Annotated in this window: 14 protein-coding genes and 1 pseudogene; 1 reads left to right on the plus strand and 14 read right to left on the minus strand. The window is 43.2% G+C overall.

Going from position 1 to position 16,640, the window contains the following annotated elements:
- Positions 1 to 27: 27 nt before the first annotated feature.
- From ubiB to metE, 11 genes and pseudogenes are all read right to left on the minus strand, one after another.
- Positions 28 to 1,656 (minus strand): ubiquinone biosynthesis regulatory protein kinase UbiB, encoded by a 1,629-nt coding sequence (gene ubiB, locus HGO23_RS16240; protein WP_099135847.1) that lies wholly within the window; start codon positions 1,654 to 1,656, stop codon positions 28 to 30.
- On the minus strand, positions 1,643 to 2,296 hold the full coding sequence (ubiJ, locus tag HGO23_RS16245; protein WP_099135848.1) for a ubiquinone biosynthesis protein UbiJ: 654 nt from the start codon (positions 2,294 to 2,296) through the stop codon (positions 1,643 to 1,645). Before ubiJ ends, ubiB begins: the two co-directional genes overlap by 14 nt.
- Before the next feature lies 1 nt (position 2,297).
- Positions 2,298 to 3,053 (minus strand): bifunctional demethylmenaquinone methyltransferase/2-methoxy-6-polyprenyl-1,4-benzoquinol methylase UbiE, encoded by a 756-nt coding sequence (gene ubiE / locus HGO23_RS16250; RefSeq protein WP_099135849.1) that lies wholly within the window; start codon positions 3,051 to 3,053, stop codon positions 2,298 to 2,300.
- A gap of 73 nt (positions 3,054 to 3,126) precedes the next feature.
- Positions 3,127 to 4,482, minus strand: coding sequence for a DNA recombination protein RmuC (gene rmuC / locus HGO23_RS16255; RefSeq protein WP_099135850.1), 1,356 nt, complete (start codon positions 4,480 to 4,482; stop codon positions 3,127 to 3,129).
- 116 nt (positions 4,483 to 4,598) lie between these two features.
- Positions 4,599 to 5,129 carry a DedA family protein gene (locus HGO23_RS16260; RefSeq protein ID WP_099135851.1) on the minus strand — a complete coding sequence of 177 codons (531 nt, stop codon included), beginning with the start codon at positions 5,127 to 5,129 and terminating at the stop codon, positions 4,599 to 4,601.
- A 111-nt stretch (positions 5,130 to 5,240) separates the two neighbouring features.
- On the minus strand, positions 5,241 to 6,023 hold the full coding sequence (locus HGO23_RS16265) for a tyrosine-protein phosphatase (RefSeq protein ID WP_099135852.1): 783 nt from the start codon (positions 6,021 to 6,023) through the stop codon (positions 5,241 to 5,243).
- Positions 6,024 to 6,208: 185 nt separating this feature from the next.
- On the minus strand, positions 6,209 to 6,964 hold the full coding sequence (gene udp, locus HGO23_RS16270; RefSeq protein WP_209027258.1) for a uridine phosphorylase: 756 nt from the start codon (positions 6,962 to 6,964) through the stop codon (positions 6,209 to 6,211).
- A 238-nt stretch (positions 6,965 to 7,202) separates the two neighbouring features.
- Entirely contained in the window at positions 7,203 to 8,582 is a 1,380-nt protein-coding gene (locus HGO23_RS16275) for a GntP family permease (protein ID WP_099135854.1), read from the minus strand.
- 160 nt (positions 8,583 to 8,742) lie between these two features.
- Entirely contained in the window at positions 8,743 to 8,799 is a 57-nt protein-coding gene (locus HGO23_RS20095; protein ID WP_422645771.1) for a hypothetical protein, read from the minus strand.
- Positions 8,774 to 8,995, minus strand: a pseudogene (locus tag HGO23_RS16280) (GntT/GntP/DsdX family permease); the annotation flags it as partial. The gene HGO23_RS20095 and the pseudogene HGO23_RS16280, both read right to left, overlap by 26 nt.
- 6 nt (positions 8,996 to 9,001) lie before the next feature.
- Complete coding sequence (gene metE / locus HGO23_RS16285; RefSeq protein WP_209027259.1) at positions 9,002 to 11,290, minus strand: 5-methyltetrahydropteroyltriglutamate--homocysteine S-methyltransferase; 2,289 nt, start codon at positions 11,288 to 11,290, stop codon at positions 9,002 to 9,004.
- Between the two features lie 107 nt (positions 11,291 to 11,397).
- Between metE and metR the strand changes: the two genes are divergently transcribed.
- A complete protein-coding gene (gene metR, locus HGO23_RS16290) occupies positions 11,398 to 12,354 on the plus strand; it encodes an HTH-type transcriptional regulator MetR (protein WP_209027260.1) in 957 nt (318 codons plus the stop codon).
- Here metR and HGO23_RS16295 read toward each other — a convergent pair.
- From HGO23_RS16295 to HGO23_RS16305, 3 genes are all read right to left on the minus strand, one after another.
- The gene (locus tag HGO23_RS16295; protein ID WP_099135857.1) at positions 12,239 to 13,138 is read right to left on the minus strand and encodes a carboxylate/amino acid/amine transporter; all 900 of its coding nucleotides are present in this window, start codon (positions 13,136 to 13,138) and stop codon (positions 12,239 to 12,241) included. The genes metR and HGO23_RS16295 overlap by 116 nt on opposite strands.
- A 4-nt stretch (positions 13,139 to 13,142) precedes the next feature.
- Positions 13,143 to 14,792 (minus strand): Na+/H+ antiporter, encoded by a 1,650-nt coding sequence (locus tag HGO23_RS16300; protein ID WP_209027261.1) that lies wholly within the window; start codon positions 14,790 to 14,792, stop codon positions 13,143 to 13,145.
- Positions 14,793 to 15,065: 273 nt separating this feature from the next.
- Positions 15,066 to 16,412, minus strand: a complete 1,347-nt coding sequence (locus HGO23_RS16305; protein ID WP_099135859.1) for an NCS2 family permease — start codon at positions 16,410 to 16,412, stop codon at positions 15,066 to 15,068.
- Between the last annotated feature and the right edge of the window lie 228 nt (positions 16,413 to 16,640).

Here is a 16,640-nt window from a genome sequence, read left to right on the forward strand (position 1 = left end):
TTTACTTATTTTCTTTCCGGCCAATGGTTACTTAAGTTTAAACCAGCCCAATATCCACGATATTATTCCCACGCCCATCAATCCCCATGATAAATGAGTCAGGTTGGTGATAAAAAATAAACCACCACAGATAAACAATGTTGCACCAATCCCCAGCAAGTAAAGAGATTTTCGATGATTATTCCGTTGCTGTTTTAACTGTTGTGATATCTTATCAATACTCGTTTGTAAACGTTTATGTTGTTGCAATGTGCCATAAATCAGTTCAGGAAATTCTGGTAGTTTTTCCGCCCAATAGGGTGCTTTTTCTTTAAATGCACGCATAATAGCTGGAAGACCAACTTGATCATGCAGCCAATCTTCCAGAAACGGTTTTGCCGTTTTCCATAAATCAAGCTGAGGATAGAGCTGGCGTCCTAACCCTTCGACATACAACAGTGTTTTTTGTAGCAGGACTAACTGAGGTTGCACTGCCATATTAAAACGACGGGCTGTATTGAAGAGGTTCAACAACACATGACCAAATGAGATATCTGCCAGTGGTTTTTCAAAAATAGGCTCACATACCGTTCTAATAGCAAACTCAAAATCTTCCACATTGGTATCTACCGGAACCCAGCCTGAATCCACATGGAGTTCCGCTACCTTTCGATAATCTCGATTGAAGAAAGCAATAAAGTTTTCTGCCAGATAACGTTTATCATCTTTGTTCAGAGAACCAACAATACCGTAATCAATACCTATATAAGTGGGATCTTCCGGTCGTTCATAGCTGACAAAGATGTTGCCCGGATGCATATCTGCATGGAAGAAACTATCACGAAATACCTGAGTAAAAAATATCTGAACACCACGCTCAGCAAGTAACTTCATATTGGTATTTTGCGCTTCCAAAGCCGCAACATCAGACACGGGAATACCATAAATACGCTCCATGACCAGGACATTCTCCCGACAATAATCAGGATAAACTTCCGGTACATAAAGCATAGGGCTATCTTCAAAATTGCGACGCAGTTGAATAGCATTTGCAGCTTCACGCAATAGATTCAACTCATCAAGCAGCGTTTTTTCATACTCACGAACCACTTCAAGTGGACGAAGACGACGACCATCAGGCAATAAAGGAACCAAATTTGCCAAACGATACATTAACCGTACATCCGCCTTTATCACGGGTAAAATATCAGGGCGGATCACTTTAATGACGATCTCTTTTCCATTCTCTTTAAGCCGTGCAGTGTGCACCTGAGCAATGGAGGCAGAAGCCAGAGGATGCAGAGCAAAATCCTCAAACCACGTTTCCAGGCTTCCCCCCAATGCTGTCTCAATCGATTTGTGGGCAACGGCTCCATCAAAAGAAATGACCCGATCCTGCAATAAAGAGAGCTGATCAGAGATGGCGGAAGGAAACAGATCCCGCCGGGTAGAAAGCATTTGACCAAGTTTAATCCATACCGGGCCAAGCTCTTGCAATGCTAAGCGTAAGCGCTCTCCGAGCGGTTTATCTTTATGTCGATTAGGCAGCCAAAACAGGAAATAACGCCCAAAACGCAACGGCCATGTCAGTCGGATCTTCGGGATTAACTCATCCAGCCCATAGGTAAGAAAAACCTTAATGATAAAATAGAGGCGTTTTATTTCACTGGGAGTCATATTTCTCCTCCATTACTGCCAGACGCTTTTCCATGTCAGACAGTTCATTGGCAACAGCATTAACTTCTTCACTGAAATAAGCCAATTCCAAAGCACCAGGTGCCATTCTCCACTCTTCCGTCAATGATTCTGCCAGGTAAGTTTTTTGCTTTGTGATGGTATTACGGGCAAAACTGATACTGTTTTTCATTACCCGATTGATACCTTCTGCCAAAATATCACCGACATAAGGTGAAAGGTAATGGGCAGGATCCCATTCCAGCATATCCAGCAAGGCCGACCACTGCTGAATAACCTGCATATCCCCTTCAATGACAATTTCACCACTGTTAATCAGAGATGAAAGACATTGACGATCCCGTAGTTTAAGCAATGCTGGTAATGTCGTTTTCATCGAACAATTAACAACTCCTGACCATTGGCTTAAAACATCTAACTGTCTTTCATTGAAAACCAATACCAATGGTGTCTCAAGTTCTTTCAGTTCGATAGAAAGAATTTTTCCCGCTAGTCGCATACGGGCTGATTTCAATATGGTTTCGCGGTACAACAGATGATTCAGAGTTGTTTCCAGAAAAGCAGTCAGAACCGGAAATAATACCGTAGAATTCACACTGTGACTTAATGAGGGAGTTTCCATTTCAGAACTTAAACCCTTTATGCAGTGCAACAATTCCCCCCGTCATATTGTTGTAAGAAACTTGCTCAAAGCCAGCTGTTTCCATCATGGCTTTTAATGTTTCTTGATCGGGGTGCATACGAATGGATTCTGTCAGATAACGGTAACTATCCGCATCTTTAACAACCGCCTGACCAATACGTGGCAGAATGTGGAACGAATAGGTATCATAAATTTTACTCAACGGTGCCAGCACAGGTTTAGAAAATTCCAGTACCAATAAACGCCCACCTGGTTTCAGGACACGGTACATAGAACGCAGGGCTTTGTCTTTATCCGTGACATTACGCAAGCCGAATGAAATAGTAATGCAGTCAAAATAGTTATCCGTAAATGGTAATTCTTCAGCATTAGCCTGAACATAGCTGACATTACCGACTATGCCGTTATCGCGCAATTTTTCCCGCCCGACTTTCAGCATAGAGTCGTTGATATCCGCCAGAACAACTTCTCCCTTTTCACCTACAAGGCGGGAAAATTTCGCTGTCAGATCCCCTGTTCCCCCTGCCAGATCAAGGACTCTATGACCACGGCGCACACCACTTGCATCAATAGTGAAACGCTTCCAGATACGATGAATGCCAAACGACATCAAGTCATTCATCAAATCGTATTTTGATGCGACAGAGTGAAATACCTCTGCCACCATATCTTTTTTCTCTTCTTTGACTACGGTACGGAAACCAAAATGAGTGGTTTCTTTCGATTGATCTGCCATGTTATTTGTCCGCTTTTCATTCAAAAAATTATAGCAAGTGTACCAGCCTTTCCGGTAAAACCCTATTCAGACTTTACTCATTAATTGATAACGATTGGAAAGATTTATCAATAATCTGTGAATCGATGGGGCGTTTAATATCCACACCTAAATCACGAAATCCTTCAGCCTGATTAATCAAATTCCCCTTTCCTTCTGTCAGCTTTTTCATTGCCAAATGGTAACTTGCCTGTGCTTTACTAAGGCTTTGTCCTAAGCCCTGCATATCATCCACAAACAATCGCATTTTGTCATACATTCTGGCCGCTTTTTCCGCGATCAAACGTGCATTCTGGCTTTGATATTCATAGCGCCAAAGGTTATTGATAGTGCGAACAGCCACCAAAAGTGTAGAGGGGCTAACCAGCATAATATTATGCTTCAGTGCCTCGTCGAGTATTTCGGGAGTCTGGTTAAGTGCCACCAGATAAGCAGGCTCTACAGGGATAAACATCAAGACATAGTCCAGTGAACGCACTCCGGGTAACTGTTGATAATTTTTACGGCTAAGTCCCCGGATATGACCTCTTATAGAGTTTATATGCTCCTGTAATGCCTGTACTTGCTCTGTTTCATCATCGCTATTGAAATAACGTTCATAAGCAATCAATGACATTTTGGCATCAATAATGACATCTTTTCCTTGTGGTAAGTGCACAATCACATCAGGCTGAAAACGATCTCTATTTTCTGTTTTAATGTTAACCTGTGTATGAAACTCATGTCCTTCACGTAAACCGGATGCCTCCAAAACCCGTGCCAAGACCATTTCGCCCCAATTACCCTGCATTTTGTTATCCCCTTTCAGGGCTTTTGTCAGATTAATCGCCTCTTTTGCCATCTGAGCATTAAGCTGCTGAAGGTTACGGATTTCATGGGTTAGAGTATGACGTTCGCGGGCTTCCTGTCCGAAACTATCTTGCACCTGACGACGGAACCCTTCTAATTGTTCACGGAAAGGCATTAACAGGTCATTGAGACTTTGGCGACTGTATTCATCAGTACGCCGTCGATTTTGTTCAAAAATACGATTGGCGAGATTTTCAAATTGGGTATTCAGACGTTGTTCACTATTAATCAAGAGACGTTGTTTTTCTTCCGCAGCCAGCCTGCTTTCTTCAAGCCGAGTACTCAACTCACGTAACTCGGCTTCCTGCACGCTGTTGATTTCACGCTGAGCAAGCAATTCTTGGTTTAATTGTTCACATTCAGTGCGCCAATAATGGGATTGCTCTAATTTTTCATGACTAACCGCAAGTTGACTGTGTAATTCACGCAGTTCCTTTTCTTTGTATTGAATACGTTGGTGAACAGAAAACCAGACGAAAAAACCTCCGCCTAATAATCCACTTAAGCCACCAATTAACATGTATAACAAATGGATATCCACCTATACCCCCCACTAACTTTACCCCAGCCACTTTGCTTTAATGTAAGTTAAATAGAGGCTGTATAGATGTCCAGATTATTCACCGGATTTCTTTCAGTTTGCAAAGCGGCTCGCAATTAACCCATCCACTCTGCTAACCAACGTATTCCAAAAGCTCCCGGAGCTAAAATACCAAATGCCCAAATCAGCGCAGAAGTGAAATTAGCAAGCTGGAAATGGCGTTTTGGCATCGCACAAATGCCTGCCACCAATGGGATTGCCGCTCTTAAAGGGCCAAAAAAGCGGCCAATGAAAACGCCCCACACCCCCCAGCGTTCAAAAAATTGATGGCCACGAACCAATGTTTGTGGATGGCGTGAAAGCGGCCACATTTTGCCGACATTTTCCTTGAAATGGTAACCAAATAGATAAGAAACCCAATCACCAAAGAAGGCTCCTGCGGCAGCGGCTATCCATATCGGCCAAAAATTTAATCCACTCTCACCAATCAAAGCTCCCAGCCCCAACAAGATGATCGTGGCTGGCAATAACAGAGAAATGAATGCCAGAGATTCACCAAAAGCGAGCAAGAAAATAATAGGGATTGCCCATACTTCATGATTTTTTACAAAATTGGTGATGACTTCGATGATTTCATGCAGGCTCACATTAATCTTTCCTGTGTTAATCTTTACCGGATTTCAGGTTAGCAACAAATTAATCAATCGATACTAACCTGCTATTTTTTTGTTCAAAAAAATTCATTCCAAAAAATAGATTTATTCGAGGAAATAACTTTGCAATTTTTCACGATCTGCAATATTGAGCCCAATGTCTTTTTCCAACCAGATATCCACACTACCATAGTGTCCATTGATACTGTTCAGTGCGATCATCAAAAATTCTTCCCTGACTGAATACACATAAGCCAATTTTTCAACCACACTATCACTCATCACTTTTGCATGTTCATTCAATAGATATTCACGATACGGTGCCAGAGTGATATTTGTCACCAAATAGTCTTCTATCACTGTATCCAGATCTGCCCCCAGAGCAAACAATACCAGAGCAGAGCCGACACCTGTTCTGTCTTTACCCACAGCACAATGTTGTACAATTCCACCTTTCTCCGGCTGTAACAATAGCTTAGCTAATGTCTTATAAGCAGGATTATTAATTGGTAACAATTGATACAGACGCAACATAAAATCTTTCGCATCAAACTGTTCCAACGCTTCATGACTCAGCCTCTCCAGATTAGCATCAACTTCTTTGGAAAGCGGATTAGCCGGAGCATGATGGTAATTCGCTCCACGCCACACCTGATCTGGCCTGTCCTCAATTTCACTACTATCACGATAATCAATGATCTGGAAAAGATTTTGTTCCATCAAAAAAGCCTGATCGTTATCAGTCAACATGTCCAGAGAGCCTGAACGAAATAACAAACCTGACTTAATCTTAGAACCATTGTTCAGTGTTTTATTGCCTAAATCACGGAAGTTGATCCCGCCATTCAAAGGAAGTAATGAGGGGTGAGATAGAAATGTTGTGGTCATAATCACTCTTTCTTATTGAAGTACATGTTATTGGAACAGACTGTTATCGCAACAAACTGTAATTGAAATAGGTTGTTATTAATGCAAAATGTTATGACATTATCAGATTTCAGAACGAAATAAAGTGGAGAAAACAGAAAGTTTAGGTGATCGGGCCAGAATATTCCGGCCCGTGAATAGAGTGATTACAATAGACGACGAGCCGCGTCTACAACAATGCCTAATGCATTACTTTCTGTTTTTTTCAGCAATTCAATATCTGGAATTTCCTGCTGAGTACGGTTAACAATCACACCCGCAACCATACCAGCACGCAGTCCCTGACTTGCACACATTGTCAACAAAGTCGCTGATTCCATTTCAAAGTTCATCACCCCCATTTCCTGCCACTCTTTCATAGAACCCTGAAAGCGACGGACAACACGACCAGAATAGGTATCGTAACGCTCCTGTCCTGGATAAAAAGTATCAGAAGAAGCGGTCACACCGACGTGAGTTGTGGAACCTGATGCTTTTGCTGCTGCATACAGTGCATTGGTACATTCAAAATCAGCCACAGCCGGGAACTCCATCGGAGCAAAGTGCAGGCTGGCTCCATCCAGACGAACTGCGGCAGTAGTCACTAACACATCACCTACATTAATATTCTTCTGGATCGCCCCAGTTGTACCAATACGTAAGAAAGTGCGTACACCCAATTGCGCCAATTCTTCTACAACAATTGACGTTGATGGGCCACCAATACCCGTGGAGCAGACAACAACTGGCTTACCATCAATTTTGGCACTCCATGTTGTAAATTCACGATGAGAAGCCAGATGAACTGGGTTATCCATCAATCTTGCAATTTTCTCAACACGGTTAGGATCGCCTGGAACAATAGCCAGAGTTGCGCCCTGTAAGTCGTTTTTGGTAATACCTAAATGAAATACATCAGACATATTGGCTCCTCAACAGGAATAATTCAAAATACAGATGCCTAAACTTAATGAATACTCTGACATTTTTTGGCGATGAAAGTCACCTTTAGTTAATCGACTAAAGAAACGCATACATTAAATCGTGACTAATATCACATTTATGTGTGATGAATAATACGGTGAGTATAGAGCCGAAATGGAAATAATATTCGAAGAATAATCACAAAAAAGCGCTCTTCACAGAGCGCCGTTGGATCATTTACAAGATTAAGTTAAGAAGCAATATGCCACACAGTCCAATTCCCCATGCAATTGTTGTCGGAATCGACCAGACGATCACTTGATGCCTCACATCCTTAATACCCATCATCCGGTTAACTACCCAGAAAAAACAATCATTAAAATAGCTGAAGAACAGTGTTCCCATCATTGCAGCCTGAGCAGCCACCAACATATTAATATCCGGTATCTGTTTAATAACAGGCGCTGAAATAGACGCCGCTGTAATCATTGCCACAGTACCAGAGCCTTGAATAATGCGTATTAACGTCGCAATGATAAATGGGATCAAGACAGGAGTTATTGGCAGGCTGGCTATATATTGTGCCAGTATTGTCCCGGTTGAACCTTCATTTAATACAGCTCCCAGCGCCCCTCCTGCACCTGACACTAATAAAATAATACCCACGGTTTGTAACCCGGTTTCCAAATGTTCAATAACCTCTTGTTTACTAACATTTGGCATGAGCTTATAAACCGCCAGCAATACACTGATTGCCAGAGCGATAATGGGTGATCCAAGAAAATTAAAAACCTGAAAGTAAAAATGGTTTTCCTTACCGATAAATAGAGCCGTTTTCAACAATAATCCATTCACAACATTAATGAAAATCAGCACGATAGGCACAACAATAGGCAAAAGAGAAATAAATAATCCTGGTAATGGCGTGTTCGATTTATCTTCCATATAACTTTGATGAATTTGTCGCAGATTTTCTTCTGTCTCAACAAGCTGATATTCAGGATATTTAGTCTCTAACCATTTGGCATAACAGGTAATACCAATAACGCATGGGATAGCCAGTATCATACCCACCAGCATCACTTTACCTACGCTTACTCCGAATATTCCGGCCACACCAAGCGGCCCCGGTGTTGGTGGAACAATATGGTGAGTCACCACCAGCCCTCCGGCCAATGCTACTCCTAACGTCAGTACATTCCGTTTGCCTTTCTTCGCCAATGCTTTCACCAGAGGATAGAGGATCACAAAAGCCGAATTAACAAATATAGGAATACTGACGATATAACCCGTGATTGCCAGCGCCCATTCTTCGCGCTTTTTACCTAACCACTTGATCAAGCTATAGGCAATTTGTTCAGTTGCACCAGAGGCTTCCAATATTCGCCCCATCATGCTTCCCAATCCGATCACAATACCAATACTGCCCAATGTCGAACCAAACCCTTTAGCAATAACCTCAACAACATTGCTCATGGTTAAACCACCAGATACTCCTGCGATAACCGCAGCAATTAACATGGCAAGAAGTACATGAATACGAGTACGTAAAACCAGAAAAATCAGCGTAAATACCGCCACTCCCAATCCAATAATTGGAATGTAAAATTCCACCATAAAACCCCGTTTCAATCTGTATTATTGGTGATAAATGTGCATGGTATGTCAGTCAAAGTTCTTGTTACAAGCTGTACCAAAACTTGAAGTCTTAATTAAAGTAATGAGGATTTTATTTGGAATATCCAGAATAAAGAAAAGCGCCCTTTACAGAGCGCCATTACGACGACTTACATGGTTCCACTTTCATGTAATACTGCACCCAAAGCGCTACCAGCACCAGTAACCAACAGAATAACACCTGCCATCTTTAAGCTATTTTCCAGATGTTCAATTACCTCATGCTTGTTAACTTTGGGCATTAGCGTATAAATTGCCAATAATACACTAATTGCCAAAACAATAATTGGCTCACCAAGAAAATCAACTCGCCCACCACGCTTATCTAGTGTGGTGGGCAACTTGTTGCTCAAATTAATTTAGTCGTTCACTGAATCACGCAGACGTTTTGCCGCTTCAACCATATTCGCCAGTGACTGGCGGGTTTCTGTCCAACCCCTGGTTTTTAAACCACAATCCGGGTTAACCCATAAGCGTTCAACAGGAATGCGCTCGGCAGCTTTGCGCAATAAAGCTTCAATCCATTCAACACTCGGCACATTAGGTGAGTGAATATCATACACGCCCGGCCCAATCTCATTCGGATATGAGAAATCTTCAAATGAATCCAGCAATTCCATATCTGAACGGGAGGTTTCAATAGTAATGACATCCGCATCCAACGCCGCAATGGAAGGCATAATGTCATTGAACTCGCAATAACACATATGAGTGTGGATCTGTGTATCATCTTTCGCCACTGCTGCACTCAGTTTAAAAGCATCCACCGCCCAATCCAGATATTCCTGCCACTCTTCTCTGCGCAGCGGTAAGCCTTCACGTAATGCCGGTTCATCAATTTGAATAATGCCGATACCCGCTTCCTGCAAATCATCCACTTCATCACGCAAAGCCAGTGCAATCTGTTTAGCAATGGTTTCCCGGCTGATATCTTCCCTTGGGAATGACCAACAAAGAATGGTCACCGGCCCTGTTAACATGCCTTTTACTGGTTTATCAGTCAGAGATTGTGCATACGTTGCCCAATCGACCGTAATCGCTTCTGGACGGCTGATATCTCCGATAATTACCGGTGGTTTTACGCAACGGGAACCATAGCTTTGTACCCAACCATTCTGAGTAAAGACATAACCGTCAAAATGCTCACCGAAATATTCCACCATGTCATTGCGTTCAGCTTCACCATGCACCAGTACATCTAATCCCAGTCGCTCCTGTTCATTGATCGCCTGTTTAATGTGCTCACAAATATTGATGCGATAATGATTACCATCAACACGGCCTTTCTTGAAATCTAAACGTAAGCCACGGATCTCTGTTGTTTGTGGGAAAGAACCGATGGTTGTTGTTGGCCACAAAGGTAATTTGTACCGTTGGCGCTGAAGTTTGGCGCGCTCTGAATAAACCTGATTGCGCTCACTGTCTTGTGGTTGGATCTTAGCAAGACGTTCAGCCACAGCCTGGTTGTTCACTCTTGTGGAACTACGACGGGCACGAATTGGAGCACTATAACTATCCAATTTATTCAATTCGGTCTGTTTACTGCCTTCAGGTGCGTTTATTGCCTGAGACAACAGAGATAACTCGGTACATTTCTGTAGTGCAAAAGCAAACCAGCTCTTAACTTCTTCATCCAATCCGGTTTCATCATTCAAATCAATCGGACTATGCAGCAATGAACAAGAAGTACCGACCCAGATATCTCGTTTGCCCACCAACGGTGCAATAAGTTCATATTTCGCACTCAGATCTGCCCGCCAGACATTGCGTCCATTAATAACTCCCAACGAAAGCAGCCATGACTCCGGTAAAGATTTTTCCAATTCATTGAGAGAGTCCTGCCCTGCCACCAAATCAACATGCAAACCTTGTACCGGCAGTGCCTTAATGGTTTCCAGATTATGGCTGATGCTATCGAAATACGTTGTCAGCAATAATTTAACCTGCCCCTGGAGTGCCTGATAAGCTGCCGGGAATGCTGCCAGCCAATCTTCTGGTAGTTCCAGTACCAACGCAGGCTCATCGATCTGTACCCATTCGATACCACGTTTTGCGAGTTCAGCCAGAATTTGCTGATATACCGGCAGAATACCCTCCAGCAGTGAGAGGCGATCAAAAGCTTTTCCTTTCACCTTTCCAAGCCATAAGTAAGTCACTGGCCCCAACAAAACAGGCTTCACTTTATGTCCCAATGCTAATGCTTCATCAATTTCATCCAGTAATTGAGGCCATCCGAGCCTGAACTCCTGGCCCTGCTGAAATTCGGGCACAATATAGTGATAATTGGTATTAAACCATTTGGTCATTTCTGATGCAGCAGCCGGAGTACCTGTAGGAGCCCGACCACGAGCAATACGGAATAGTGTATCTAAATCAATGTTTCCATCTTTATTTTGATGGCGAGGAGGTACATTCCCTAACAGCAAACTGGTCGTCAATACTTGGTCATACCAAGCAAAATCACCAACAGGAACTAAATCCACGCCTGCCTCTTTTTGCTGTTGCCAGTGACGTGCACGTAATTCACTCCCTGTTTCCAGCAATTCTTGTTGAGAAATTTTACCTGCCCAATAGTTTTCTTGTGCTTTTTTTAGCTCTCTTTTCAAGCCGATACGTGGAAAACCTAATGTATGATTCAAAACTGTCATGTTGTCACCCGCAAATTTTAGCCGTCTAGATGTTTACACTTCTATAATCAACAGGTAATGTATAAACCACAAGCGCAAATTATTCATAATCAACTTGAAGGTTTTTCATGATCGAGATAAAACACTTAAAAACACTGCAAGCATTAAATCACTGTGGTTCGTTGGCAGCAGCAGCAAATCATCTGCATCAAACACAATCGGCTCTTTCACACCAATTCAGTGAACTGGAACATCGGCTGGGATATAGGCTTTTCATTCGTAAAAGTCAGCCCCTGAAACTAACTCATCAAGGTGAAGTGCTACTAAGATTGGCAGAACAAATTTTGCCTATGATCACAGCCTCCCTACACGAGTGCAATGAGCCGCAAGAGACTAACTTGCGTATTGCCATTGAATGTCATAGCTGTATTCAGTGGCTCACTCCTGCACTTAAGCGTTTTAAGGAAAGCTGGCCGCAGGTCAATGTGGATTTTAAATCCGGGGTAACTTTTGATCCACAGCCGGCGCTACAACAGAGAGAGCTGGATATTGTACTGACATCCGACATTATTCCAGACAGTAAACTGCACTATACTCCGTTGTTTGATTATGAAGTGAAACTGGTAGTTGCACCGGATCATCCATTGGCTAATCAGCGGGATATCCAGCCACAGGATCTCTCCCCCGAAACCTTGCTGATTTATCCGGTTCAACGGCAACGTTTTGATATCTGGAGACGTTTTCTTGAACCAGCAGATGTTACTCCGACCTTGAAAACCGTCGATAACACGTTATTACTAATTCAAATGGTGGCCGCCCGTTTAGGTATTGCAGCATTGCCTCATTGGGCGGTGGAAACATTCGAAAGACAAGGATTAGTTGTCACTCAGACATTGGGAGAAGGGTTATGGAGCCGGTTGTACGCAGCCCGCCGTAAAGGGGAGCAACGCCAACCGACTATTGACACATTTATTCGTTCTGCGCGTCAGCACGCAGTGGATAATTTGCCGTTTGTGAAGCGGGTCTCAATATCCAACGATGATGCACCCAAAGCGACGCAACAATCAGGCTGCCTCCAATGGTAAAGCCCAACCAATTTGGATGCTGCTGCCAAATTACAAAATTGACCAATAACCCCGCCGGAACCAGCATATTATTCATAATCGCCAGTGTTCCGGCATCCACTTGGGTTGCGCCATAATTCCACATAAAGTAGCCAATACCGGAAGCCCCTACTCCTAACCAGATCAGAACTCCCCATTGTAATTGGGTTGTCGGCAGTTTCTGTGGATCGCCAAACATTAGCCAGCCGATAATTGCAACAACACAAGCGCCTAAATAGAACCACGAAAATGCGATTCTCTGTGGTATCGGATACACTTCCATCAAACGTTTATAACCAACTTGACCAATGGCGAAGAAAATATTTGCCAATTGCACCAACATTAAACCAATCCAGAAGGATTCACTTAACCGGTCATAACGAATAATCGCAGCTCCCGCCACAGCCAGTAACGAACTGAGTGCATAGCCCCAACGCAGCGGTTGGCGTCCCATCAAATCGTATATTAATGTGACATACAGTGGAGTCATGACCGTAAACAGCAAAAATTCTGCTACCGTCAGATAGTGGTAGGCATGAAATACAAACAAATACATCACACCTAACTGACAAGCTCCCACTGCCATATACAGTGCAATGACTTTCAGTGATAACCCACGCCAACGCAGAAATGGCAGAAATACCAGAGCAGCTAACACTACCCTGACAAGAACAGAAAACCAGCTATCAACCTGACCGGCGAGATAAGCACCAATCAGGCTGAATGAAGCGGCCCACAAAAGTGTTGTAATTGTTAATAGCCACATATTTTTATTGAGATTTACCTACCAACAGCGCTTCAAGCAAATCCAGGTCATGCAGGAGCGACTGTAGCGTTTCATTACTAATCTTACGAGTTGCACGCAAGTGATATAGCTCTCCCCTCTCAGCCCGTAACGCCGTCAGGCGGAAACGCCGCTCCAGATCTTCAACCAACAAGCTGTGTTCACCCTCATCAGTCCCGGCAGTACGGCGTCGCAAATAACCGGTGACTCGGGAAGCGACCTCACTAATCACTTCGGCATCCAGTTTTTCTTCAGTGCTGACAGACAGACGTTCTTCCATTTTATTCATACTGACAATCGCAACTTCAGCCATCGCCGCTTTCGCCATTCTGATTTCATTGAAACCAGACTGTTTGTCTCCCACTTTCATGCCTCTCAGCAATAACGGCAGAGCAATAACGCCAACAAACAGAGAGAACAGAATCACACCTGCGGCAATAAAGATCAACTGATAACGAGCAGGGAATGGATCGCCATCCGGCAGGAAAAGAGGTACGGATAAAGCACCAGCCAGAGTAATTGCCCCGCGGACACCAGCAAACGAAGCCAGCCACAATTCACGTGTAGTGTAGGTTGAAAATTCCAGCGGTTTTTTCTTCATCAATACCTTGCTGGTATTTTTCATCAACCATAGCCAGCAGAATCGCAGCAGTACCAACGCAGCATAAATGATACCTACCACAGCGAACAGCATCCAGGTTTCAACATGTGGATCAAGTTCTGCCTGAGCAACAGACGTCTCCCAAATCCCCGGCAACTGTAAGCCCAGCATGATGAATACCAGGCCGTTGAACACAAACGCCAACATTCCCCATACGTTATCAGCACGCAAACGCATATCCAAAGGCGCATTGCGGATCACTCCCGCCGTACTGATAGTCATACCCGCAGCAACTGCGGCCAGAATACCGGAGAAACCAATATGCTCAGCAATCATGTAAGAAGCAAATGGCAATAACATCATAAACATGATTTGAGTGGCAGGATCATCACCACTCCAGCGACTCATCAATCGTAGTGATTTACTGTACAACCAGGTGACAGCAATACCCGACGCCAAGCCGCCAATAGCCACTTTAAAAAACTCGAATGTTGCACCCGTGACGGTAAATGCCATTGTCCCCATAGCAATTGCCACGGCAAATTTCAGAGCAACCAGACCGGAAGCATCGTTCATCAATGCTTCACCCTCCAGCACGCTCATCATATTTTTAGGAATACCCCCTTTCCCAACAATCGAAGATAATGCAACTGCGTCAGTTGGTGACAACACTGCTGCCAGAGCAAATGCAGCAATGAGTGGAATACTCGGCAGTAACCAGTAAATCAAATAACCAATGCCGACAACTGTCACCAGGACCAATACTAAAACCAGAATAACTATTTCACGCCCATGTTGAAAAAATTCTCTGGTCGGTGTTTTCCAACCATCAACAAATAATAGAGGAGGGATAAGTAAAACGAGGAATAATTCAGGATCGAAAGTAACGTGTAAACCAAAATGAGGCCAGGCCAGCAATGCCCCCATTGCTATTTGCACTATCGGCAAAGGGACACGGAATGGGATCACTTTAGTAAGAACACCAGAAACTGACACCACCAAAATCAAGATCAAGATAGTAAAGAATATTTCCATGTTACCCTTACAAATTGCCAAAAATCCGTCGGTGAAGAGATTGTGACTGTTTTTTTCTTGTAATAACAGCGCTAATAACCGCAAAAATTGAAGTTATTCTGGAAAAACAAAAAACAATCATATTGTGAATCAATGACCAGCAAGTCATTTGTCTATTTTATACTTATCTACGGAATTTTGTCGAAAATTTGACAGATTTTAAAAATTATCTAACCTGGAAATACACGCGCAAACTTTAATCGTTTGCGCATAATTTTTTGAGTATCCTTTTGATTAAATGGCCCAGTTGCCAGCGTAGAATACCACCAATGCAATAGCAATAATTACCGTACCGATATTCAGTTTGCTCCATTCACCAGAAAAAACACGTCCAACAACCAAGGCACCAAACCCCAGCATAATACCAGTAACAATATTACAAGTCAGAACGATAAATACAGCGCACAGTAATCCTGACATTGCATCGACAACATCATCGAAATTCAGCTTGCGTACGTTACTCAACATCAACAACCCGACATACATCAAAGCAGGCGCTGTCGCATATGAAGGAACCAGGTATGATAATGGAGAAAGGAATAATATCAGCAGAAATAAGATACCGACAACCGCTGCGGTTAACCCTGTTTTTCCTCCTGCTGCGGTTCCTGCTGCGGATTCAATATAAACGGCAGCAGGAGAAGAGCCAATTGCTCCGGCGAAAATGCTACTGACCGAATCAGCCGTTAACGCCTTACCGCCATTAATAATCTGCCCTCTTTTATCCAACAGATTGGCCTGCCCTGCTACAGCCCTGATAGTGCCTGTAGCATCAAATATCGCTGTCATCACCAGTGCAAGAACACTCGGTAATACAACAGGCTGTAAAGCCCCCATAATATCCATGCTAAACATCAAAGAAAGCCCGTCTTCCCCCAACGTTGGCAATTTAAAAAATCCTTGATATTTCACTGCCGGATCAAAAATCAGGCCAATAATTGAAATAGCGATAATAACCAGCAAAATACCACCGGGAACTTTTTTCCTTTCCAGTCCGATAATCCCCGCTAACCCTAGCAAGGTCATTATTACAGGGAAAGCGGTCAACGAACCAAAAGCAACCGGCAACCCCGCCTGGGGATTTTTAATCACCAGTCCAACGCCATTTGCTGCAATAAGTAACAAAAATAATCCGATGCCGATACCTGCTCCATGAGCTATCCCCATTGGCATATTGCGTAATATCCAAGCGCGAATACCAGTAACGGAAATAACTGTGAACAGACATCCCATCAGGAAAACAGCGCCCAATGCGACAGGAATACTGACCTGCTGCCCCAATACCAGACTGAAAGCAGTAAAGGCCGTCAGTGAGATTGCGCAGCCAATTGCCATCGGTAAATTAACCCATAATCCCATCAATAATGAGCCAACCCCTGTAACCAAACATACAGCAATAAATACTGCAGTATGGGGAAATCCGGCTTGTCCAAGCATACCTGGCACAACAATAACGGAATAAACCATCGCCAAAAATGTGGTTAATCCAGCGAGAATTTCCTGACGTATCGAGCTTCCGCGTTCAGTTATCTTAAAATACTTATCAAGTTTGCATTGAGTTGGTGCCTGCGTGCCAGACATGTTTATCCCCTGCCAATATGTTGAATATCTATCCGATTCCTCACCATTTTTCCCCTCTTACCCGACGAAAACGATTACGTCATTTGATAATCTCAAAAATGCGGAGCTTATTAGTCCAGCCATTTCCATACGCAATCGTTTGGCTTTTGAGGTAAAAAATGGTGAGATATTTTGAGGCAAAGGATTATCTGGTGAATCGGGGATGAGAATCAAGTCATAATCATGAAT

The organism is Xenorhabdus budapestensis, from assembly GCF_017743015.1.
Taxonomy (GTDB): Bacteria; Pseudomonadota; Gammaproteobacteria; order Enterobacterales; family Enterobacteriaceae; genus Xenorhabdus; species Xenorhabdus budapestensis.

Bases quoted from the DNA above. Each gene is read 5' to 3' on its own strand.
- ubiB (WP_099135847.1), bottom strand. From the start codon at position 1,656: ATGACTCCCAGTGAAATAAAACGCCTCTATTTTATCATTAAGGTTTTT.
- ubiJ (WP_099135848.1), bottom strand. From the start codon at position 2,296: ATGGAAACTCCCTCATTAAGTCACAGTGTGAATTCTACGGTATTATTT.
- ubiE (WP_099135849.1), bottom strand. From the start codon at position 3,053: ATGGCAGATCAATCGAAAGAAACCACTCATTTTGGTTTCCGTACCGTA.
- HGO23_RS16265 (WP_099135852.1), bottom strand. From the start codon at position 6,023: ATGACCACAACATTTCTATCTCACCCCTCATTACTTCCTTTGAATGGC.
- udp (WP_209027258.1), bottom strand. From the start codon at position 6,964: ATGTCTGATGTATTTCATTTAGGTATTACCAAAAACGACTTACAGGGC.
- HGO23_RS16275 (WP_099135854.1), bottom strand. From the start codon at position 8,582: ATGGTGGAATTTTACATTCCAATTATTGGATTGGGAGTGGCGGTATTT.
- metE (WP_209027259.1), bottom strand. From the start codon at position 11,290: ATGACAGTTTTGAATCATACATTAGGTTTTCCACGTATCGGCTTGAAA.
- metR (WP_209027260.1), top strand. From the start codon at position 11,398: ATGATCGAGATAAAACACTTAAAAACACTGCAAGCATTAAATCACTGT.
- HGO23_RS16295 (WP_099135857.1), bottom strand. From the start codon at position 13,138: ATGTGGCTATTAACAATTACAACACTTTTGTGGGCCGCTTCATTCAGC.
- HGO23_RS16300 (WP_209027261.1), bottom strand. From the start codon at position 14,792: ATGGAAATATTCTTTACTATCTTGATCTTGATTTTGGTGGTGTCAGTT.
- HGO23_RS16305 (WP_099135859.1), bottom strand. From the start codon at position 16,412: ATGTCTGGCACGCAGGCACCAACTCAATGCAAACTTGATAAGTATTTT.